At 45.1% G+C, this 20773-nt stretch carries 23 protein-coding genes; 13 read left to right on the top strand and 10 right to left on the bottom strand.

The window, feature by feature from the left end; translation table 11 throughout:
* Positions 1–8 precede the first annotated feature (8 nt).
* Together glcP and NSU16_RS05685 are read left to right on the top strand one after the other, a co-directional pair.
* Complete coding sequence (gene glcP / locus NSU16_RS05690) at positions 9–1211, top strand: glucose/mannose transporter GlcP (protein WP_268447673.1); 1203 nt, start codon at positions 9–11, stop codon at positions 1209–1211.
* 251 nt (positions 1212–1462) lie between these two features.
* Complete coding sequence (locus NSU16_RS05685) at positions 1463–1660, top strand: hypothetical protein (RefSeq protein WP_032731040.1); 198 nt, start codon at positions 1463–1465, stop codon at positions 1658–1660.
* Positions 1661–1686: 26 nt separating this feature from the next.
* On the opposite strand, the gene NSU16_RS05680 is transcribed toward NSU16_RS05685, so the two are convergent.
* From NSU16_RS05680 to NSU16_RS05665, 4 genes are all read right to left on the bottom strand, one after another.
* Positions 1687–2214, bottom strand: a complete 528-nt coding sequence (locus tag NSU16_RS05680) for a MarR family transcriptional regulator (protein WP_010333647.1) — start codon at positions 2212–2214, stop codon at positions 1687–1689.
* Between the two features lie 77 nt (positions 2215–2291).
* Complete coding sequence (locus NSU16_RS05675; RefSeq protein ID WP_268447672.1) at positions 2292–3791, bottom strand: monooxygenase; 1500 nt, start codon at positions 3789–3791, stop codon at positions 2292–2294.
* A 199-nt stretch (positions 3792–3990) separates the two neighbouring features.
* Positions 3991–4491 (bottom strand): signal peptidase I, encoded by a 501-nt coding sequence (lepB, locus tag NSU16_RS05670; RefSeq protein WP_010333645.1) that lies wholly within the window; start codon positions 4489–4491, stop codon positions 3991–3993.
* A 1-nt stretch (position 4492) separates the two neighbouring features.
* Positions 4493–5113 (bottom strand): TVP38/TMEM64 family protein, encoded by a 621-nt coding sequence (locus NSU16_RS05665; RefSeq protein WP_010333644.1) that lies wholly within the window; start codon positions 5111–5113, stop codon positions 4493–4495.
* Positions 5114–5267: 154 nt separating this feature from the next.
* Between NSU16_RS05665 and NSU16_RS05660 the strand changes: the two genes are divergently transcribed.
* The 3 genes from NSU16_RS05660 to NSU16_RS05650 all read left to right on the top strand — a co-directional run bounded on the left by NSU16_RS05660 (position 5268) and on the right by NSU16_RS05650 (position 7522).
* Positions 5268–5630: a hypothetical protein gene (locus NSU16_RS05660; protein ID WP_268447671.1), complete on the top strand. Its 363-nt coding sequence runs from the start codon at positions 5268–5270 to the stop codon at positions 5628–5630.
* Between the two features lie 225 nt (positions 5631–5855).
* A complete protein-coding gene (locus NSU16_RS05655) occupies positions 5856–6056 on the top strand; it encodes a DUF3311 domain-containing protein (protein ID WP_010333642.1) in 201 nt (66 codons plus the stop codon).
* Entirely contained in the window at positions 6053–7522 is a 1470-nt protein-coding gene (locus NSU16_RS05650) for a sodium:solute symporter (RefSeq protein WP_326226844.1), read from the top strand. Before NSU16_RS05655 ends, NSU16_RS05650 begins: the two co-directional genes overlap by 4 nt.
* 41 nt (positions 7523–7563) lie before the next feature.
* Here the strand turns inward: NSU16_RS05650 and NSU16_RS05645 are convergent, their stop codons facing one another.
* Complete coding sequence (locus tag NSU16_RS05645; protein WP_010333640.1) at positions 7564–7833, bottom strand: excalibur calcium-binding domain-containing protein; 270 nt, start codon at positions 7831–7833, stop codon at positions 7564–7566.
* 214 nt (positions 7834–8047) lie between these two features.
* On the opposite strand from NSU16_RS05645, the gene NSU16_RS05640 reads away from it, so the two are divergent.
* The gene (locus tag NSU16_RS05640; protein ID WP_339192654.1) at positions 8048–8947 is read left to right on the top strand and encodes an SDR family oxidoreductase; all 900 of its coding nucleotides are present in this window, start codon (positions 8048–8050) and stop codon (positions 8945–8947) included.
* A gap of 51 nt (positions 8948–8998) precedes the next feature.
* Here NSU16_RS05640 and comK read toward each other — a convergent pair whose 3' ends face one another.
* Entirely contained in the window at positions 8999–9577 is a 579-nt protein-coding gene (comK, locus tag NSU16_RS05635; protein WP_010333638.1) for a competence transcription factor ComK, read from the bottom strand.
* A gap of 292 nt (positions 9578–9869) precedes the next feature.
* Between comK and NSU16_RS05630 the strand changes: the two genes are divergently transcribed.
* On the top strand, positions 9870–10103 hold the full coding sequence (locus NSU16_RS05630; protein WP_010333637.1) for an IDEAL domain-containing protein: 234 nt from the start codon (positions 9870–9872) through the stop codon (positions 10101–10103).
* A 28-nt stretch (positions 10104–10131) separates the two neighbouring features.
* Here NSU16_RS05630 and NSU16_RS05625 read toward each other — a convergent pair whose 3' ends face one another.
* On the bottom strand, positions 10132–10989 hold the full coding sequence (locus NSU16_RS05625; protein WP_010333636.1) for an SDR family oxidoreductase: 858 nt from the start codon (positions 10987–10989) through the stop codon (positions 10132–10134).
* A gap of 111 nt (positions 10990–11100) precedes the next feature.
* Here NSU16_RS05625 and NSU16_RS05620 point away from each other — a divergent pair, with 111 nt between their 5' ends.
* The 6 genes from NSU16_RS05620 to NSU16_RS05595 all read left to right on the top strand — a co-directional run bounded on the left by NSU16_RS05620 (position 11101) and on the right by NSU16_RS05595 (position 17951).
* The gene (locus NSU16_RS05620; protein ID WP_268447669.1) at positions 11101–12630 is read left to right on the top strand and encodes an FAD-dependent oxidoreductase; all 1530 of its coding nucleotides are present in this window, start codon (positions 11101–11103) and stop codon (positions 12628–12630) included.
* Positions 12631–12771: 141 nt separating this feature from the next.
* Positions 12772–14070: a heme-based aerotactic transducer HemAT gene (gene hemAT / locus NSU16_RS05615; RefSeq protein WP_268447668.1), complete on the top strand. Its 1299-nt coding sequence runs from the start codon at positions 12772–12774 to the stop codon at positions 14068–14070.
* A gap of 134 nt (positions 14071–14204) precedes the next feature.
* Positions 14205–14762 (top strand): biotin transporter BioY, encoded by a 558-nt coding sequence (locus tag NSU16_RS05610; RefSeq protein WP_010333633.1) that lies wholly within the window; start codon positions 14205–14207, stop codon positions 14760–14762.
* Positions 14763–14768: 6 nt separating this feature from the next.
* A complete protein-coding gene (locus NSU16_RS05605) occupies positions 14769–16208 on the top strand; it encodes an acyl-CoA synthetase (RefSeq protein WP_339192273.1) in 1440 nt (479 codons plus the stop codon).
* Positions 16205–17299, top strand: coding sequence for an acetyl-CoA C-acyltransferase (locus NSU16_RS05600; protein ID WP_339192653.1), 1095 nt, complete (start codon positions 16205–16207; stop codon positions 17297–17299). Before NSU16_RS05605 ends, NSU16_RS05600 begins: the two co-directional genes overlap by 4 nt.
* Positions 17300–17369: 70 nt before the next feature.
* A complete protein-coding gene (locus NSU16_RS05595) occupies positions 17370–17951 on the top strand; it encodes a histidine phosphatase family protein (protein ID WP_339192272.1) in 582 nt (193 codons plus the stop codon).
* A 26-nt stretch (positions 17952–17977) separates the two neighbouring features.
* On the opposite strand, the gene NSU16_RS05590 is transcribed toward NSU16_RS05595, so the two are convergent.
* The 3 genes from NSU16_RS05590 to NSU16_RS05580 all read right to left on the bottom strand — a co-directional run bounded on the left by NSU16_RS05590 (position 17978) and on the right by NSU16_RS05580 (position 20720).
* Positions 17978–18949 (bottom strand): ABC transporter substrate-binding protein, encoded by a 972-nt coding sequence (locus NSU16_RS05590; protein ID WP_268504820.1) that lies wholly within the window; start codon positions 18947–18949, stop codon positions 17978–17980.
* A gap of 257 nt (positions 18950–19206) precedes the next feature.
* Positions 19207–20199: an acryloyl-CoA reductase gene (locus tag NSU16_RS05585; RefSeq protein WP_339192271.1), complete on the bottom strand. Its 993-nt coding sequence runs from the start codon at positions 20197–20199 to the stop codon at positions 19207–19209.
* Positions 20200–20270: 71 nt separating this feature from the next.
* On the bottom strand, positions 20271–20720 hold the full coding sequence (locus NSU16_RS05580) for a GNAT family N-acetyltransferase (protein ID WP_339192270.1): 450 nt from the start codon (positions 20718–20720) through the stop codon (positions 20271–20273).
* Between the last annotated feature and the right edge of the window lie 53 nt (positions 20721–20773).

The following is a 20773-nucleotide window of genomic DNA, read 5'->3' as shown; positions in this document are numbered from 1 at the left end:
TGTAATGAATGGTAAGAGGGACATATTTATTTGGATATGCTTTCTTTTTCACAGTAGGTATTATCCATATATCAACAGGGAGTTTGACGCCATTTCTACTAGAGTCTTTTAACAAGACAACAGATGATATTTCGGTCATCATTTTCTTTCAGTTTAGCGGATTCCTAAGCGGAGTATTAATCGCACCGTTAATGATTAAGAAATACAGTCACTTTAGAACACTTACTTTAGCTTTGACAATAATGCTTGTAGCGTTAAGTATCTTTTTTCTCACTAAGGATTGGTATTATATTGTTGTAATGGCTTTTCTCTTAGGATATGGAGCAGGTACATTAGAAACGACAGTTGGTTCCTTTGTTATTGCTAATTTCGAAAGTAATGCAGAAAAAATGAGTAAGCTGGAAGTCCTCTTTGGATTAGGCGCTTTATCTTTTCCATTATTCATTAATTCCTTCATCGATATCAATAACTGGTATTTACCGTATTACTGCATATTGACCTTTTTGTTCGTCCTATTAGCAGGGTGGCTCATTTTCTTATCCAAGAACCGAAAGGACGCCAAGAATGCTAACCAAGTGGCCTTGCCAGATGTAGGAGCGTTTCAATACTTTATAGGAGATAGAAAGAAATCAAAGCAATTAGGCTTTTTTGTATTTTTTGCTTTCCTATATGCCGGGATTGAAACAAATTTCGCCAACTTTTTACCTTCCATCATGATAAACCAAGGCAATGAACAAATTAGTCTTATCAGTGTCTCCTTTTTCTGGGTAGGAATCATCATAGGAAGAATACTGATTGGTTTAGTAAGCAGAAGGCTTGATTTTTCTAAGTACCTCCTATTCAGTTGTAGTTGTTTAATTGTTTTGTTGATTGCCTTCCCTTATATAAGTCACCCCATACTTCAATTGGGTGGTACATTTTTGATTGGTTTAAGTATAGCGGGCATATTTCCCATTGCTTTAACACTAGCATCCATCATTATTCAGAAGTACGTGGACGAAGTTACAAGTTTATTTATTGCTTCGGCCAGTTTCGGAGGAGCAATCATCTCTTTCTTAATTGGATGGAGTTTAAATCAGGATACAATCTTATTAACCATGGGAATATTTACAACCATGGCGGTCATTCTAGTAGGTATCTCTGTAAAGATTAGGCGAACTAAAACAGATAACCCTATTTCACTTGAAAGCAAAGCTTCAAAGACACAGTGAAAAACGTGTAAATTAAATCATATCGTAAGGAAGAAGAGGACTTAATGTCCTCTTTTTTATCAGGAGAAAACAGTGTTTTAGCAAGGGAGATAGAAGTGATGATGATTCTGTACCTGTCAGAGATACGTTCAGGTCACGCAGCAAAGGTATTTACAGAATTGTTTTATGATCCGAAGCAACAAAAGAAATTTTGAGATGAACCGAAGATGCATGTAAACTAAAGGAGAAATCATAAAATTAATAGGGGCGTTATGATGAAAAAGATTTTTAAAGGGAGTTTGCTGCGCGACAACCCCGAAAAAGCAATGCACTTATATTATGGAATATGTTTAGGAATCTGGCTGATTTATAATTTGGTGACATCCAGCTCCCCTGGACTGCCGCTTATCATTTTAGCCGGAGGAAATCTGATTTACCTTACAATCTTGAAAAAGAAAGAAGAAACGTGAAAAACACGCACCTCAGTGCGTGTCTTTTATTTAAAAACGTTGTGAAGCCCCTCTTCCATTTCTTCTGAGGATGGATACCATTTTGTCACCAAATCTCGCAACAGCCTTTCCGCAAACAGAATCTCTTCCTCTGTATAACGGTCAAAAAAGGAAAGAAAACGCTGCTCGACCTTTTGATGATAGTATTGATGCAAGCTGTGCAGCTTCTTCCCTGCCGGCGTCAAACGGAAGTAGACCTCCTTCTTATTATCGCTGAGCTGTGTTCTGTGGAGGAAGCCGGCGCCAAGCAATTTTGTGCTGATGCGTGACACCGTCGCTTTCGTCGTATTCATTTTGGCGGCAATCGAAGTGACATTGATCGGCTCACCCTCCCCCACACAGGAAAGAACATGAATTTCTGTCATCGTCAATTGAGATTTTTGTCCGTGCTCCTGATCCAGCTTCTTCATTTCATCAGCCAAAAAGGCTTTTATGAGCCCCTCCCATTTCTCCTGCTGATGAATGAGTTCCGTATATAATTCAAAAAGTGATCGCTTAGTATGTTCTGTATCCATACGGCTCTTCCATCCTTTATTAATCAATTGTTTCTTATATCATAACGTTTTGTTACAGATGAAACAATCGATTTGTGTTACACACGGCTGGCAATCGGGAGCCAGCGTCTGATACCCGATTGAATCACTTCTGCCGCATCTGGCCCGGCGGCATCGACTGCCCAGGCGGCATGACCATCAGGCCGAACCAATACAGTATGCACGTCTCTCCACTCTTCACGCGGCTCTGCAAGAGAAGCACACACTGTGTGTAATCCATTAAATGGGATATGGTCATTATCAGCTCCTTGTTTCAGTGACAGCAAAACGTATGCCCCGTTATGCAGGCAGTTATAGAGGCGTTCCATACTGCCATCAGGAAGCCGCAGTTCCACATCCGGAAGTCTTTTGCCGTTCAACCGATGCGGCGGCATGTTTTGGTCAGCTTCATACCCGACATCGATTGCAGAAATTTGGCCCGCTACAAAGCGATTTACATCGGGAAAAGCAAGCATATCGGACACCATGCTTCGCAAATGGAGACCGGCCTTCGTGAAATCCATCAGCCGCGTCTGCGCCTCTGTGTTCCGAAGAAGATCTTCCGCCACCGGATGCCGCTCAGCGTGATAGCTGTCCAAAAGCCATGAAGGTGCAGAGCCGCCGACAGCCGCCGCAAGCTTCCATCCAAGGTTCACGGCATCCTGAAGACCGACATTCAGCCCTTGGCCGCCAGCAGGAAAATGAATATGTGCTGCATCGCCCGCAAGAAAGAGTCTGCCGCTCCGATACTGCTTCGCTTGACGGGAGGCATTCCCGAATCGGGACATCCACGTAGGCTCGTTTAAGCCAAAATCAGTTCCGCACATCCGGATGAGATCTGTTTTCAGCTCCTCTTCTGTGACAGGTGCATCTTTCGGCGTCTGCGTGCGGTAAGGGCTGATCAACACAACGCGGTATCGGTCAGGAGAAAGCGGAACAATCATGACTCCCCCCTCTTTCGTACAAAGCGACAAGACTCCTGATGGCGGCGGAGAAAGCAGCTTCACATCACCAAGAGCTGCGGTGACGGTGCTGTCTGTTCCAGGAAACGCAATTCCCGCCTGTTTTCGAACAACGCTCCCTGCTCCGTCAGCGCCAACGGCAAACAGGCTGCTCAACGTCCGCACACTGCCTTCCCGATCCTTGAAAATGGTTTGCACCCCCTCTTCGTTTTGCGTTACCGTTAGCGCCTCTGCCCCTCGCAACACCTCTGCCCCCAGGCTTCGCGCACGTTCCTCAAGCAGCTGTTCAGTCTCGGTCTGAGGAAGCAATAGCGTATAAGGACAACTCGTATCTAGGCTGGAAAAATCAAGACGGGTATCGAGCATTGAAAAATGTCCAGAAGATGTCTTTTTCCCACGAGACGCAAAACGCTCAAGCACCCCTCTCATTTCAAAAAGCTCAAGCGTGCGGGGATGCAGCGTCAACGCCTTCGAATACGGCATTGGCTGTTCAAGCCGCTCAAGCACGCATGTTTTTACCCCTGCCAATGCCAGCTCAGAAGCCAGCATCAATCCAACCGGTCCGCCTCCGATAATGACTGTTTCGTAATCCATCATGAACTCCACTCCTTTTGTTTCACTTGCAACTTAATAAAAACCCCGTTAAACATTGACACGAAAGAACATATTTTTTATTTTCGTTACACACGTAACAAAAATGATTATATCGGCTGACAAATGATCTTGCAACACATTTTTCCAATCAGCACAAAAAAGACGCCTTTCAAATGGCGCCTTTTTCTCAGTGTACAGCTTCCTAATCCGAAATGACTCCGACAATGTCTTTTTCCCTGATCGGACCGAAATGCCGGCTGTCAAAGCTATATATACGGTTATCTCCGATTACAAAATATTGCCTCTTCGATAACGTCTTTTTCCCTGTCGTCTCTTTCAGAGAAAAATCTCCCGTTACATGGCTTCCGGCAGATACAGATTTCAATGGTTTCAAAAATGGTTCAGCCACCTGTTTTCCGTTCACATACAGCTGATCGTCCTTATATTTGATCGATTCACCGGGCAGCCCAATGACTCGCTTTATCAGCACTTTTTGATCAGGGCCTTTAAACAAAACAATATCAAAACGATGGATGGTTTTGAATCGATGTGAAAATTTATTGACCAACAGTTCGTTCCCTTCCTGAAAAGTCGGGTTCATGCTTATGCCTTCTACTTTGTAATCAATAAAGACGGCATTTTTGACTTGAATGGCGAGAACGACGGAAACAACACCGGCAAGAAACCAAAACCGTTTTTTCATGTTACTGTCTCCCTCCATCATGCTCACGCTGGCTGGCTCTCACATGCAGATGCCGTTCCACCCTTTTGCCGACATACCATAAGACAGCAATCACCACAACGGCAATAACTGTGCGAATCGGCTGCGTGATCAGCGCGTGAAGATCATATCCGATGAAGCTGATCATAAAAATCATGACGAGCTTTCCCGAGGCTGCCGCCAAAACAAACGGCCGCGTCCCGATCCTTGACAAACCGGCGACAACATTCACCGCGGCAGACGGTGTAAATGGAAAACAAAGCAGAAGAAACATCGGGCCAAAACCGTGTCTTTCCACCCATAACATAAGCTTTCTGACAGACGGATGCCTGCGGATGAATCCAAGAGCTCTTCTTTGTCCATAATGACGGACAATGAAAAACACGAGAATGGACCCCGCTGTTGATCCGGCCCATGACAGGATGAAGCCTTCCCACAATCCAAACGAATTGGTATTCGCCACCACAAAAACGATAAGCGGCAAAAACGGGAGAAATGCTTCAACTAAAGGCAGCAGCACAGCAATAAGCGGACCGAAAGCCCTATAGCTTTGAAATAATTCAGTTAAACGATCCTCTGTCAAATAGGATAAAAATTGCTCCAACGTTTATACTCCTCACCGGGTTTGTCTATCCTTATTCTACACATTCTCGGCGAAAAACTAAAAAGTTTTGGCGATTTTTTCTGTCTTGAAATATTTCACCAGCCGATATAGAATACGATTAGAACAAACGTTCCCTTAAGAAAGAAGGAGTTACATGCCTCATTTGCAGCCAGAAGGATACGAATTGATAGAGCGGGCTCTTTTTTTGCCTATGGTCATTACCATTTTAAACCGTGATCTCAACGGAATTGAAAAAAGCACATTAAAATTAAAACACCCTTATATACAACTTATCAACGAATCATTAAAAATAGCACAAAAGGATCTGATTGAGGTCAGAAAAGAGCTGAGGAAAAGAAAAATTGCCATCCATGAGGCTGAGCGTGATGAAGCCTTTACACTTTATTTATTTGTCATTGATGGCTACGAAGAAAAACACCGCTATTTTAACCCGCGAATCCGTGAGCAAGTAAGCAGTTTGTTAACATTCTATTTATTTGCGCCGGACTCGCCATGAGTCTTTCGAATCATTCTGATCTCTCCTCCTTGCGCCCGTCCACTCTCCGGGCGCCTCACCAACAAATTTCTGACAATTCACACTATACAAACAAAATAAATTTATTTATAATTCGTACCACAGCCTTTTACTCCCCAAAAAGTGACATGTGCCGCCAAATTAACGACATGATTTGCAGCCTGCACATGACACGCACCGCCCAACTTTTAATCAAAGGAGGACTCTATGAAACTGATTCACATTCTTGCTGCTCTGCCCTTCATCGGACTTTTGCTTGGCATCCCTTTTGCAAACAAAGTGACACCCTATCTGTTTGGCATGCCATTCATTCTCGCCTATGTCGTCATGTGGGCTTTGCTGACCTCTGTCCTGATGGCGATCGTGTATGTCCTTGACAAAGAAAATAAAAGGGAGGAAGCAGAATGAACGCAGCTCTCATCATCATTTTCGGCGTCTTGCTATTCAGCATGTTTCTCGGCGTACGCGCCCAAAAAGGGAAAGACATGAATCTTGAGCAGTGGACGGTCGGAGGCCGCGGCTTCGGAACCTTGTTCGTGTTCTTATTGATGGCAGGCGAAATTTATACCACATTTACGTTTCTCGGCGGAAGCGGCTGGGCCTACGGGAAAGGCGGACCTGCCTTTTACATCATCGCCTACGGCTGTCTGGCTTACATCCTTTCTTATTGGCTCCTGCCTGCGATATGGTCCTATGCGAAACAGCATAAGCTGATGTCGCAGTCCGATTTTTTCATCAAAAAGTACAACAGCCCGCTGCTTGGCGTACTCGTCTCACTGGTCGGCATCGCCGCTCTTATTCCTTATCTTGTGCTGCAACTGAAAGGGCTTGGATTGATTGTATCGGAAACATCTTACGGAAACATTTCTCCCACTGCTGCCATTTGGATCGGGGTCATTTCAATCACAGTTTACGTTATGGTATCCGGCATCCACGGGTCCGCCTGGATATCCGTTGTCAAAGACATCATGATTTTGGCTGTCGTTTTATTCTTAGGCGTATATTTGCCGATTCATTACTACGGCGGATTTCAAGACATGTTTCAGCAGATTGAAAACGCAAATCCCGGTTTTATTACCCTGCCCGAAACAGGGCAAAGTGCTGCGTGGTTCAGTTCAACCGTGCTGCTGACGGCGCTGGGCTTTTACATGTGGCCCCATACGTTTTCCGCTTCCTATTCAGCAGAAAACCCAAAAGTCTTTCGGAAAAACGCCATTATTATGCCCTTATATCAGCTGGTCCTTCTATTCGTCCTTTTTGTCGGCTTTGCGGCTATCCTGCAAGTTCCCGGTCTGAAAGGCGCAGACGCGGATTTATCACTTTTGAGACTGTCTCTTCAAACCTTTGATCCTTGGTTTGTCGGAATCATCGGAGCAGCCGGACTGCTGACGGCGCTTGTGCCGGGGTCTATGATTTTAATGTCGGCCTCCACTTTGTTTGCCAAAAATGTTTATCAAGTGTTTGCTCCCCACACGACGGAACAGCAAGTGTCATTATTGGCTAAATGTTTAGTGCCTGTGATTGCGCTGATTGCTGTGTACTTTACATTCAAAGGCGGGAATACAATCGTTACGCTTCTCCTGATGGGCTACAGCCTTGTCACACAGCTATTTCCGGCCCTGCTGTTCAGCCTGTTCAAGCATCATATCGTGACCAAACAAGGAGCATTCGCCGGCATTATAACCGGTGTCGGAGCCGTTTCTTATATTACGGTTACGGAAACAACAATCGGCACGTTATTTCCGGCGCTGCCACAAGCAGCGAAAGACTTAAACGTCGGCATTGTCGCTTTGCTGCTGAATGTTACGGTCATGATGGCGGTCAGTCTCATGACAAGAAAAACGAAAAACGCTGCTGCTGATCAAGCCGCTTAAACAAGAAAAAAGCAATCTGGACAACAGATTGCTTTTTTTCTTTAGCGTTCGCAGGCGATAAAATCTTTATCACGGTCGCTCTTTTTATTGGCGTCATAAAGCGCCTTTGATACGTAAGGCTTGTACTTCGTTTTTCCGCCTTTATTTTTCACTTTGGACGTACGGGCTACCCCGCCTTTGTACACTTTGTTTAATTCCTTGCAGTTCTTATACGTCTTGACCTTCGTTTTGGCTTCCGCCACATGGTCAGCTCCGTATGAAAAACCGAAAACGAGACCGAGTGACAGCAAAAGCGCCGCGGCTTTTTTCATGACAATATACTCCCCCATACCCAATATTTAGTTGTTTTATAGCGATTTTATCATAATTCAATTCATCCTATTTTACAAGATAAATATGGAAGGAGCGGCATTTTTTTCGGCTTTCTTTGTCTTGCAGAGATGCAAACTGCCAAAACATGTTTTCCTCACTTTGCTCAAGGGTACACATACGAATGTACACCACACACAAAAAGGAGCGTTGATGATGTCTGATACAAAACGAAACAATCCTTTAACAGCATTTTTTCACGATGAATTTCCTGAACAATACCAAGAACCGCCCGGTTTGCAGCAAAAAATGAAGCCGGTGCCGGACTGCGGAGAAAAAAGCTATAAAGGAGCTGGCAAACTAAATGGCCGAAAAGCTCTTGTCACCGGCGGTGATTCCGGTATTGGCCGCGCTGCCGCCATCGCTTATGCCCGGGAAGGCGCCGATGTGGCAATCAACTATTTGCCCGCGGAACAGCCTGATGCAGAAGAAGTAAAAGAACTGATTGAAGCAGAAGGACGCAAGGCAGTCCTGATTCCAGGTGATCTGAGTGACGAATCGTTTTGTCAGAATTTAGTCAAACAAGCGCATAACGAACTCGGCGGGCTGGATGTGTTAGCGCTCGTTGCCGGTAAACAGCAAGCAGTGCAAAACATTGAAGACCTTCCTACCGAACAAATCTATAAAACGTTTGAAGTGAACGTCTTCTCCCTATATTGGGTGGTTAAAGCGGCGCTTCCGTATTTGCCGGAGGGTGCGTCTATTATTACCACAACTTCAGTTGAAGGCTACAATCCAAGTCCGATGCTGTTAGATTATGCGGCAACGAAAAACGCCATTATCGGCTTTACCGTTGCGCTCGGAAAACAGCTTGCACCCAAAGGCATCAGAGTGAACTCTGTTGCGCCAGGGCCAATCTGGACTCCGCTGCAAATTTCCGGCGGACAGCCGACTGAAAACATTCCGAAATTCGGCAAAGGTACACCGCCGTCACCATTAAACCGCGCCGGCCAGCCGGTGGAGCTGGCAGATGTTTATGTATTCTTAGCTTCAGAGAATTCAAGCTATGTGACATCTCAAATATACGGCATCACCGGCGGAATTCCGACGGCCTAGCGTTTTTAGAAGGAGCTGCCCTGCCCTGTTTGGTCAGCTCCTTTCTATTTTCTAATACCGCTCCCCAAGCTCACGCAAAATAAAATCATAAATCATCTTCGTCCGCTCTTCCTTCGGATACAGCATAAATTCCTGCCGTTTCGGGACACGGTGTTCGATTCTGTCCTGAAATTTGGTTCTGAGCCAGGCTGTCCGGTATACCTGATTCTCGAACGAATTGCATGAGACCGGCAGCTCCAACGTTTTTCCGTTTGAAAACGTCACTTCCGTATCGTCGAATTCAGTCGGTTTGAATTCTTTTACATGCACATGGGAAATCCAGCCGCATTGGGGTCTAGTCGAAGAAAGTGTAGGGAATAAAAAGATTTGGTTCGAAGGGTCCACCATGATTGGCGGTTTGTGAGAAATTTTTGTCACTTCATAAGTTCCCGCTTTTCTTCCCGCGTAGCTTGATCCGAAAAATCGGCAGCTTCGGTCGACAATTTGCAGCGGCTTCATGCTGACGTAAAACATACAGTCTTTTTCAATGATTTTTGAACAGATTTTGCCGTCGATTTCTTCTGGCAGCACGGCAATTGTTGCGCTGTTTACTTCATACGATTCTAGTGGTGCGTCAGTTTTCTGACTCATGTTATGGCCTCCATCCTTTTTCTGCAAATTTTATACTAATAATCTATCATCTGTGTTTATAAAACGACAGGATTTTTTAACAAATGAACTAAAATCATCTTTTATTTATATTTTTTAGTTCTATTTTACTAGTAATAAACCGATTTTACTTTACTATATGATCTCATAACACAGCACTTCGCAGGATATGTCGATAGATTGCCAAGTATTAGTTGTCTAAAAATTATAAAAATTTATTGATTTTTTCGACCGTTATCCATATACTATAAAAAAGGCATTGGGGGGATTCTTTATGAAAGAGAAAAAGTCGTACACTGAGCTCATGAAGTCCCGCAACACGCAAAAAACAAAAGAATTTGATGTAACAATGATGGATATTTACATTCAAATGGTGCTCGATGAATCCTTGTTTAAGCGTCGGTTGACCATGCTGACTGACCAAATCAACAAAGCCTTGGACGAAAAAGATAAAGATGCGTTTCTTACGCTCTCTAAAGAATATGCAGCGCTCAAACAGAGCGAATAAGCCAATCCTTAAGGATTGGCTTTTTTAATTATCCATTTACAATCGTTCCCCCGTTGACATGAATTGTCTGCCCGGTGACGTAAGTAGAATCATCGCTGGCAAGATATAAATAGCTCGGCGCCACTTCCACCGGCTGGCCTGGCCGTTCCATCGGCACATCCGAACCAAACACTTCCACATCTTTTGCGGCAAAGCTGGCCGGAATGAGCGGTGTCCAGATTGGCCCCGGCGCAACCGCATTGACTCGAATGCCCTGCTGGACAAGCGATTGGGAAAGGGATCTTGTAAAAGTGACAATGGCTCCTTTTGTCGCTGAGTAATCGATCAGTGTTTTATTGCCTTTGTACGCGGTGATCGATGCTGTATTGATAATACTGCTTCCTTTTTTCAAGTGAGGCAACACAGCCTTCGTTAAATAAAACATAGAGAAAATGTTTGTCTGGAAGGTTCTGATCAGCTGGTGGCTAGTGATTTTTTCAATGCTCGGCTGCACATGCTGCTCAGCGGCATTATTGACCAAAATATCAATGGATGAAAAAGCCTGGCTGGCCTGTCTTACCACCTCGTTACAAAAGGCTTCATCTCCGACATCTCCTGCAATCAGCAGGCACTTCACCCCTTCTTTCTCTACATACTCCTTTGTTTCTTCGGCGTCCTGATGTTCATTAAAATACACAATGACCACATTCGCCCCTTCTTTTGCGAATAACACCGATACAGCGCGTCCGATCCCGCTGTCTCCACCTGTAATAATGGCCGTTTTGCCCGCTAGTTTTTTTGCCTTCTTCGGCTTATCAAATACCGGACGGGGATCCATCAGATATTCGAATCCCGGCTGCTGGTCCTGATGCTGCGGCGGCAATGTTTTCTTTTTCTCATTCGCCAATGCAATCACTCCTTTTCAACCCTATTATGTTATGAATAAAGCCTGCTTCCTATGTATGAAAAGATAGAAAGTGGAAAAATTAAGAATAAATGATATTGGAGGTACAATGGCTTGGCTAATCAACATTTTTCAAAAGAAGCTCCTGAGACATATTGGAGAACATCGGCGGACTTGCCTTCTTTTCCGGCGCTGCAAGAGGATACGGAATGTGATGTCACCATTATTGGAGGAGGCATTACAGGAATCACGACGGCCTATGAGCTGTCCAAAAGAGGCTTCCGAGTCGTTCTGATTGAAGCGAATCAGGTTCTCAATGGCACAACGGCCCACACAACGGCAAAAGTGACAGCTCAGCACGATATGATCTATGATGAATTTATCCGCAACTTCGGGTTGAACCACGCAAGGCTTTATTATGAAGCGAACCAAAATGCAATTGATTACATAAAAGGGATTATTGATGAACATCAGATCGATTGCGAATGGACCAAACAAGATGCTTACCTTTACACAACAAGTGAAGATGCTGTACAAAAAATCCGCACTGAGCATGAGGCATATACAAAACTAGGGATTGAGAGAGACCTCGTAAAAGATCTTCCCCTTCCCGTCGGCTCTAAGCTGGGGCTTGTAATGAAGAATCAAGCCCAATTTCACCCGCTTCACTTTTTAACCGCGCTCCTTGATCAGATCGTGCAAAAAGGCGGACGGATTTTTGAAGAGACAGTTGCGCTTGATATTAAAAAAGGGGAAATGCCTGAAGTTGTTACAAAAAGCCGGCACGCCATTAAAAGCCGATTTATCGTATGCTGCTCCCATTTCCCTTTTTATGACGGGGGCGGATTATATGCAGCAAGAATGTATTCTGACAGATCCTATGTCCTCGCCGTCAAGCCGAAGATCGACTATCCTGAGGGCATGTATGTAAGTATAGACCAGCCGTCAGTTGCGCTTCGCTACACCATTGCCAACGGAGAAAAGCTGATTCTATTCAGCGGAGTAAGCCATAAAACAGGCCAAGGAAAAGACATGTCGACACATTACGAAACGCTGAGACAATTGGCAGAAAGCACAATTGGAATTGAAAGCATTCCCTATTACTGGTCCACACAGGATCTCGTGACTATCGACAAAATCCCATTCATCGGGCCTATGTCTGAAAACGAAGACAATATTCTCGTTGCGACCGGCTTCAAAAAATGGGGCATGACATCATCAGCTGTCGCGGCTCAGCTTTTGTCAGACCTTGTGGAGAAAAAAGACAATCCATATGAGAGCATTTTTACACCGTCGCGTTTTCATCTGAATCCCGGCTTGCAAAAGGTGATTTCCTATAATGCAGATGTGGCCAAGCATTTCATTAAAGGAAAGCTTGAAAAACCCGACGTCGAGTTTGAAAAGATCGCGCCAGGTGAAGGAAAAGCCGTCACCATTAACGGGAGACGCGCGGGGGCATTCAGAGATGAAACAGGGTGCCTGCATCTTGTTGATACAACCTGCACCCATTTAGGCTGTGAAGTGGAATGGAACGATGGAGAGCACACATGGGATTGTCCGTGCCACGGATCACGCTTTAAACCAAACGGCGAGGTAGTTGAAGGACCGGCCATCAAACCATTAAAACAAATTGACCTTGATTAAACCGTTCAGTGAACTGAACGGTTTTTTTATAAATAATTTCTATCTGGCGTCTTCATTCGTGCTCCCCTTGACCGATAAAAAAGGAAAAGGCTTAAAAAACCAAAAGATAAAATTATATTTTTCCCAAGGGGGATCACTGTATTGTTATTTAAAAAAGATAGAAAAAAAGAAACAGCTTATTTTTCAGATTCAAACGCCCAGCAAAAAAATCGCATTCAGCTCACAAACAAGTTCTCAGATGTGAAAAAACAGCTCAAAATGGTCAGACTGGGAGACCCAGAGCTGCACGTGCTGCAGGAGCTTCAACCCTTAATCCAAGAAAACATTGTTTACATCGTGGACGCATTCTATAAAAACCTCGACCATGAAAGCTCATTAATGGATATCATTAACGACCACAGCTCAGTTGACCGCTTAAAACAAACGTTAAAACGGCATATTCAGGAAATGTTTGCCGGTGTCATTGATGATGAATTCATTGAAAAACGAAATAAAATTGCTTCTATCCATTTACGAATCGGCCTTCTGCCAAAATGGTACATGGGGGCGTTTCAGGAATTGCTTCTATCAATGATTGATATTTATGAAAAATCAATTTCAGATCACCATGAACTGCTGAAAGCAATCAAAGCGACAACCAAAATCTTAAACTTAGAACAGCAGCTTGTTCTTGAAGCGTTTCAAGCTGAGTACAACCAAACTCGCGATGAACAAGAGGAAAAGAAAAATCTTCTGCATCAGAAAATCCAAGAAACCTCCGGGTCGATCGCAAATCTGTTTTCAGAAACGAGCAGATCCGTTCAAGAGCTTGTTGACAAATCTGAAGGCATTTCCGAAGCATCCAAAGCCGGCACAGTCACATCCAGCACCGTTGAAGAAAAGTCGATCGGCGGGAAAAAAGAGCTTGAAATCCAGCAAAAACAGATGAATCGAATCGATACGAGCCTCGTCCAAATCGAAAAAGAAATGGTCAAGCTGGATGAAATCGCACAGCAAATTGAAAAAATCTTTGGCATCGTCACAGGCATTGCCGAACAAACGAATCTTCTGTCGCTAAACGCATCTATTGAATCAGCCCGTGCAGGCGAACACGGCAAAGGCTTTGCTGTTGTGGCCAATGAAGTGCGGAAGCTGTCTGAAGATACGAAAAAAACCGTTTCTACAGTGTCCGAGCTTGTGAACAATACAAATACACAAATCAACATCGTGTCGAAGCATATTAAAGACGTGAACGGGCTTGTCAGCGAAAGCAAAGAAAAAATGACGCAAATTAACCGTTTATTCGATGAGATCGTTCACAGCATGAAAGTCAGCAAAGAACAATCCGGAAAAATTGACGTCGATCTGCAAGCCTTTCTCGGAGGGCTCCAGGAAGTCAGCCGCGCCGTTTCTCATGTGGCTGCTTCTGTTGATTCGCTTGTCATACTTACAGAAGAATAATCATCAAAAACCGGCCGAACGCAGGGCCGGTTTTTTTACGTTTCTTATGTAAACCTCTATTAATATTAAGTTGACATAGAAGCTGTCTGCATTTATTGTAGAACCATATTTTATTCGTTAGTGGAGGGTTTCATATGAAATTAATAGACATGATGCACATTGCAATCTTTACTGCACTGATGGCAGTGCTTGGTTTTATTCCCCCTCTTTTCTTATCCTTTACACCTGTACCCATTACACTGCAGACGCTCGGTGTCATGCTGGCCGGCAGCATCCTCAGACCTAAAGCCGCTTTTTTAAGCCAGCTTGTCTTTTTGCTGCTCGTTGCCTTTGGAGCACCGTTATTGCCCGGCGGCCGTGGCGGGTTTGGCGTTTTTTTCGGACCGAGCGCGGGTTTTCTGATGGCTTATCCGTTCGCCTCATGGCTGATCAGCCTAACCGTTCACAGACTGCGTAAGGTAACGGTATTCCGTCTCTTTTTCATTCATATTGTATTCGGCATCGCCTTCATTTACCTGCTTGGGATTCCTGTACAGGCTTTTATCATGCATATGGATCTGTTACAGGCGGGTTTTATAAGTCTTTCATTTGTGCCCGGCGATTTATTAAAAGCGGCAGCATCTGCGCTGCTTGCCATTAAAATCACCCAAGCCTTGTCTCTTTCTGATACGATGTATACAAAAGGAGGCTGACATTCTGTGACCATTACACATACATATAGATCCTTTGCCGATAAAAATTCAAGCCGGATTGCAATCCAGACTGAATCTGAACATATTACATATCGGGATTGGAATCGGCTGGTCACCCAAACCGCCAATTGGCTGCGGACACAGCCAAACGTTCCAAAACGTGTAGCCATCCTGCTCCCAAACAGCCTTGCATTTTTACAGCTGTTTGCCGGAGCTGCCGCGGCCGGGTGTACGGCCGTTCCCATTGATACACGCTGGAGTGCGGCTGAATGCGGTGAGCGGCTGGCAGTAAGCGGTGCAGATTTTGTGGTGGCTTCATCTCTTTTTAAAAACAAACTGACAGATAGTCTGACACCTGTTGTTTGGCTGGAAGACTGTATGGCGCATATCGCTGAGGCATCCGCTGATCCGGCTCCAGCCGTTGACCCTGAGCTTCCCTTTTATATGGGCTTTACGTCCGGCTCAACAGGCAAGCCGAAAGCATTTACGCGCTCTCACCGCTCTTGGGTTGAAAGCTTTCATTGTACAGAAACAGATTTTTCGGTCTCCTCAAATGACAAAGTTCTGATTCCGGGAACGTTAATGTCTTCTCACTTTTTATACGGCGCTGTCAGCACTCTGTATCTCGGGGGAACCGTTTGTTTGCTTAAAAAATTCATTCCCGCTCAAACGAAGGAGTGGTTCACACAGAAATCCATCAGCGTACTCTATACCGTACCGACAATGACAGATGCCCTCGCCAACATTCACGCTTTTTCTGACAGCTCCGTTACAATCATTTCATCGGGAGCGGACTGGCCGGCAGCATCCAAGGAGAAGCTCGCAGCCAAATGGCCTCATTTGAAGCTGTACGATTTTTACGGCACATCTGAGCTTAGTTTTGTGGCGTATCTCTCACCGGAAGACAGCAAACGAAAACCTCATTCAGCGGGCCGCCCTTTTCATAATGTCCGCATAGAGATTCGCAGCGCCGCCGGGGACCTCTGTCAGCCAGGGGAAATCGGGAAAATATTCGTCAAAAGCCCGATGAAGTTCTCAGGCTATGTAAACAGCCGCACACCAGATCAATCGGAATGGATGACAGTAGATGACATGGGCTATGTTGATGAAGAGGGATTTCTGTACATTGCAGGACGAGAAAACGGAATGATCGTATATGGCGGATTAAATATATTCCCTGAAGAAGTTGAGCGTGTGCTTCTCTCCTGCCCAGAGGTTGAAAAAGCAGCTGTGGCGGGCATTCCGGACGAGTATTGGGGAGAAATCGCCGCGGCCGTCATTTGCGGGAATACAGACATCAAAAAACTGAAAGCCTGGTGCAGGCACAAACTGGCATCCTACAAAATCCCGAAAAAATGGGTGTTTACAGACTGTATTCCGGAAACTAACAGCGGCAAAATTGCCCGTTCCAGCGTAAAAAAATGGCTGCGGGGTATGGTGGATTGAACGCGGTGATTGCAGATGCAAAACGAACGATTTTCGGAAAAGAAAACGGACTGCTGAAGCAGTTTTTGCCGGAGGATTTGGCCGCTCCTCTCATCAGCTGTCTCGGCCGAAAGTTAGAGGATCAAATCGATGAAGTGATTTTGGGAAACGCCACTGGCAGAGGCGGCAACCTCGCCCGGCTGTCAGCACTTCAAGCCGGACTTCCTTTATCTGTTCCCGGCATGACAATTGACAGACAATGCGGCTCAGGGCTTGAAGCAGTGCGTTCCGCATGCAATCTTATCAAAACGGGTGCCGGAAACATTTATATCGCAGGCGGCTCAGAAAGCAGCAGCCGATCTCCTTTTTCAGAAAGAGCCCGCTTTTCACCAGACACTGTTGGTGATCCCGATATGGGTATGGCGGCCGAATATACAGCAGCACGCTATGCCATCCCAAGAAGCATACAGGACGAATACGCGCTTCACAGCTATCACCGCAGCTGGAGTGCTCATACCGAAGGGCTGTACCGTGAAGAGATTGTTCCTCTCGGGGAGTTGGAATCAGACGAAGCTTTCTTGAAAAGACGGCCGATGGAAGCAATCATTTCTCGTGCAAAGCCGGTGTTTGACACCAGCTCCGGAACGGTTACAGCCGCCAACAGCAGCGGCATATCAGATGGGGCGGCTGCACTCCTTGTCATGGAAGAGAAAAAAGCTGCATCCCTCGGCTATAAACCTGTGCTGCGCTATATCGGAAGCGCCGTTAGCGGCATTCATCCCAACTATCCGTCCGCCGCTCCGGTTGAAGCGATCAGAAAGCTTCTAGCTGCTAACGCACTGACGACTGACGATATCGGTTTATACGAAATCAACGAAGCCTTTGCCGTTAAAATATGCGTCTGCTCACAAGAACTGGGTATTCCCTATTCAAAAATCAATGTGCGGGGCGGCGCATTAGCTCTCGGCCATCCTTACGGCGCTTCCGGGGCGGCACTGGTCACCAGATTGTTTTATGAAGCGCAAAGACGGACAGGCTGTCAATATGCTGTCGCTGCCATCGGAAGCGGCGGCGGAATCGGTTTGGCTTTATTATTTGAGGTGTTGGCATAGGCTTTTTCATAGGATGCATGCCTCTAATTTAGTATAATAACGATAAGATCAAAGTCAGGAAGGGGATTTTATGACAGCCGTTTGCTTAGTAAGACACGGAGAAACCGATTGGAACCTGCAGCAAAAATGCCAAGGGAAAACAGACATCCCGCTGAACGAGACAGGCGAACGCCAAGCAAAGGAAACCGGAGAATACTTAAAAGATTTCTCTTGGGATATCATTGTCTCCAGCCCGCTGAAAAGAGCCAGAAGAACCGCGGACATTATTAATGAATACCTCAATCTTCCTATCGTCGAGATGGATGACTTTAAGGAGCGTGATTACGGGGAAGCGGAGGGGATGCCGCTTGAAGAACGGACAAAGCGCTATCCGGACAAGAACTATCCAAACATGGAAACGCTGGAAGAGCTCACGGACAGGCTGATGGGCGGATTGGTAAAAGTAAATCACGCATATCCAAATCAAAAGGTACTGATTGTCGCGCACGGCGCAGCGATTCACGCACTGCTGACAGAGATTTCCGGCGGTGATCCCGAGCTTCAAAATACGCGCCTTGTCAATGCCTGCCTCAGCAACATTGAATTTGCAGAAGAAAAATGGAAAATTAAAGATTATAACATCAATAGCCACTTATCCGGTTTTATTCAATAAAAAAAGACAGGCGTTTGCCTGTCTTTTTATTTATTCTCCGCTGCCATATCATTTTGAAGTTCATCTAAAATGGCATTCGCTCCATCCACACTGCGGCGCAGAGACCATACCTGACGGTCAACATGGTACACATGTCCGTTTTTCACTGCCTTCAGCTTCTTCCACAGAACATTTTTTTCGATCGGGCGTTTGCCGTCCGCGTCAATATCGTCTGTTTTTCCTGTCATCAGGATGATTACATCCGGGTCTGTTTTCAGCAGCTGCTCAAGTGTCATTTTCATGTTCACAGAGTCGCCGCCATTACCGGTTTTTTTGTTATCGGACGTGCTGATCGCATATTGATAGCCGACTTGTGTTAAAAGTCTCGATGTGAAGAAATTTTCATCTCTGGCCATAATCGTGTCATTTGTATTTCCAATCAAAAGCACAGATTGGCTGTTCGCACTGATCTTTCTCTTTGTGTCATTCAGTTTTTCTTCATGCGCTGTCAGCTTTTTCTCCATATCCTTCTCTTTACCGACTGCTTTTGCAATGGTAAGCGAAACGTCAATTGTATCCTGATAATCAGCATTTAAATTATTAAGCGCGATCGTCGGCGCGATGTTTTTCAGCTGATCATATACTTTCTTATGACGAGTCGTGTCTGCAATAATTAAATCGGGTTTTAGCGAAGAAATTTTTTCCATGCTTGGCTGTGATCGTGTGCCGACAGATGTGTAGCCGTCAATTTTTTTCAGTACATCCTTGTTGATCAGCTGTTTCGCTTTATTGTCATCCGCCACTCCAATAGGCGTAATGCCGAGATCAAGCAAAGTGTCGATGAAGCCAAGCTCAAGCACAACGACCCGCTTCGGATGCTCAGGCACGTTCGTTTTCCCTAAATCATGTGTTACCGCTACTTTATTTTCTTCACTGTTTTGATTGCCGGCTGAAGAAGAACAAGCCGCCGTCAAGACAGAAAGAAGTAAAACTGTAAGAATAATCAGTGTTTTTTTCATAATATTCCAGTCTCTCCTGTATCTCAATTGAGGTGTCTAAAAGATAGTATAACACGGGATGATAATCATTATCACTATTATTATTGAAAATCAGAATAGAAAGTTTCATTTGGAATGGGGTGACGATTGGGAGGAATGTTTGAAAACGGATATGCTTTCATGTGATACAGAAGCTATGAATGAACTTGTATATTCTAGACAAACAAAAAAGCTTGCAGAAATAGCATCTTTTTTTCTGCAAGCCGAAACTTCTTATTTTACAGTTTTACAAGGACCCTTCCTTGAATGTGATTTTGCAAAATATCATTTAACGCATCAGGTGCTTCTGTTAAAGAGACTTCCTTGTCTACGATGGTCAGCAGCTGATCAGGCTTGAGATCAGAAGACATGCGCTCCCAAACAGCGGCTCTGATATCCATCGGACAGTACACTGAATCGATTCCCAGCAGACTGACTCCGCGAAGAATAAACGGATACACCGTTGCAGGAACCTCTCCCCCGCCCGTTAAACCGCTGACTGCGACAGATCCGCCGTATTGAATTTTGCTTAAAAGCGAGGCAAGCTGCTTCCCGCCGACAGGATCAACGGCTCCTTGCCATTGCTGCTTGGACAGCGCCTTACGTTTTCCATCATAGACATCTTCCCTGCTGATCACTTCATCAGCACCGAGCTGCTTCAAATAGTCAGCCGCCTCCCGGTTTCCTGTGCTTGCGACCACATTGTAGCCGCGTTTGCTGAGCATCGATATTGCAATTCCGCCGACACCGCCGGTTGCTCCGGTGACAAGCACGCTCCCTTTTTCAGGAGAGAGTCCGTTCTGTTCAAGACGATGGACAGATAACGCCGCTGTAAACCCCGCCGTTCCGTACGCCATCGCTTCCTGCAGCGAAAGGTTCTTTGGCAAAGGCACCAGCCAGTCGCCAGGCACTGAAACATATTCGCTTAATCCGCCATGGCGTGAGACACCAAGCTCATAGCTTGTCGCAATGACTTCATCTCCTTCGGCAAAACGCGGATCATTTGAAGAGACAACCGTACCTGCGGCATCAATGCCTAAAATAAGCGGATATTCTCTAACAATATTCCCGCCTGCTTTTCCGGCCAAACCGTCTTTGTAGTTGATGCCAGAATATGCTGTTTTAATCAGTACGCCGTCTTTCGGCAAATCCTCTGTTGATATGGTTTTGACATTGACTGAAACATCATCTGCATTTTTTTCTGCCAGCAATGCTTGAAATAACGTTGACATTCGGCACACTCCTTTTCATCTTTATCGTAACCGAACATCAGCCAAAAAACCAAATCATGAGGCCTCTATTTTCACTTCTCCGGCACATTAAGACTGTAATGCACAAATGCCGTTTCCTCTTCATAGCTGTTTTGCTCATATAAACTTCTTGCCGTCCGGTTGTGATGTTCCGTCTGCAGCTTTACACATTTCGCTCCGTTTTCCGAGGCGTAATCCTTTGCAGCGGAAAGCAGCCGCCGGCCAACTCCCTTTTTTCGTACAGAAGGAGCGACAAATAAATCATTTAATATGTAGATTCTTTTCATAGCCACGGAAGAAAAGGCTGGGTAAAGCTGTGTAAAACCTATGAATTCCCCATTTTCTTCCGCGATAAAAATAGCAGACTCTTTATTTTCCAGGCGTGCTTTCAAAAAAGCCTCTGCTCCTTCCAGATCAGACGCCTGCTTATAAAATTCCCGGTACTGATTAAACAGCGGCGCAACGGCTGCCGCATCTGCTGTTTCAGCTTGTCGAATGTTCATCCCTTTTCCTTCTCTCTATATGTTGTTAAGAATTTCATTTTATATTTAATAGA

Origin of the sequence: Bacillus sp. FSL K6-1003 (assembly GCF_037964945.1) — a bacterium.
Classification (GTDB): Bacteria; Bacillota; Bacilli; order Bacillales; family Bacillaceae; genus Bacillus; species Bacillus mojavensis.
This window is presented reverse-complemented; position numbering and strand designations above follow the sequence as displayed.

Bases quoted from the DNA above. Each gene is read 5' to 3' on its own strand.
- NSU16_RS05650 (WP_326226844.1), top strand. From the start codon at position 6,053: ATGAACGCAGCTCTCATCATCATTTTCGGCGTCTTGCTATTCAGCATG.
- NSU16_RS05595 (WP_339192272.1), top strand. From the start codon at position 17,370: ATGACAGCCGTTTGCTTAGTAAGACACGGAGAAACCGATTGGAACCTG.
- NSU16_RS05640 (WP_339192654.1), top strand. From the start codon at position 8,048: ATGTCTGATACAAAACGAAACAATCCTTTAACAGCATTTTTTCACGAT.
- glcP (WP_268447673.1), top strand. From the start codon at position 9: ATGGTAAGAGGGACATATTTATTTGGATATGCTTTCTTTTTCACAGTA.
- NSU16_RS05645 (WP_010333640.1), bottom strand. From the start codon at position 7,833: ATGAAAAAAGCCGCGGCGCTTTTGCTGTCACTCGGTCTCGTTTTCGGT.
- NSU16_RS05675 (WP_268447672.1), bottom strand. From the start codon at position 3,791: ATGATGGATTACGAAACAGTCATTATCGGAGGCGGACCGGTTGGATTG.
- comK (WP_010333638.1), bottom strand. From the start codon at position 9,577: ATGAGTCAGAAAACTGACGCACCACTAGAATCGTATGAAGTAAACAGC.
- NSU16_RS05585 (WP_339192271.1), bottom strand. From the start codon at position 20,199: ATGTCAACGTTATTTCAAGCATTGCTGGCAGAAAAAAATGCAGATGAT.
- NSU16_RS05580 (WP_339192270.1), bottom strand. From the start codon at position 20,720: ATGAACATTCGACAAGCTGAAACAGCAGATGCGGCAGCCGTTGCGCCG.
- NSU16_RS05655 (WP_010333642.1), top strand. From the start codon at position 5,856: ATGAAACTGATTCACATTCTTGCTGCTCTGCCCTTCATCGGACTTTTG.
- NSU16_RS05680 (WP_010333647.1), bottom strand. From the start codon at position 2,214: ATGGATACAGAACATACTAAGCGATCACTTTTTGAATTATATACGGAA.
- NSU16_RS05610 (WP_010333633.1), top strand. From the start codon at position 14,205: ATGAAATTAATAGACATGATGCACATTGCAATCTTTACTGCACTGATG.
- NSU16_RS05685 (WP_032731040.1), top strand. From the start codon at position 1,463: ATGATGAAAAAGATTTTTAAAGGGAGTTTGCTGCGCGACAACCCCGAA.
- NSU16_RS05590 (WP_268504820.1), bottom strand. From the start codon at position 18,949: ATGAAAAAAACACTGATTATTCTTACAGTTTTACTTCTTTCTGTCTTG.
- NSU16_RS05660 (WP_268447671.1), top strand. From the start codon at position 5,268: ATGCCTCATTTGCAGCCAGAAGGATACGAATTGATAGAGCGGGCTCTT.
- lepB (WP_010333645.1), bottom strand. From the start codon at position 4,491: ATGAAAAAACGGTTTTGGTTTCTTGCCGGTGTTGTTTCCGTCGTTCTC.
- NSU16_RS05630 (WP_010333637.1), top strand. From the start codon at position 9,870: ATGAAAGAGAAAAAGTCGTACACTGAGCTCATGAAGTCCCGCAACACG.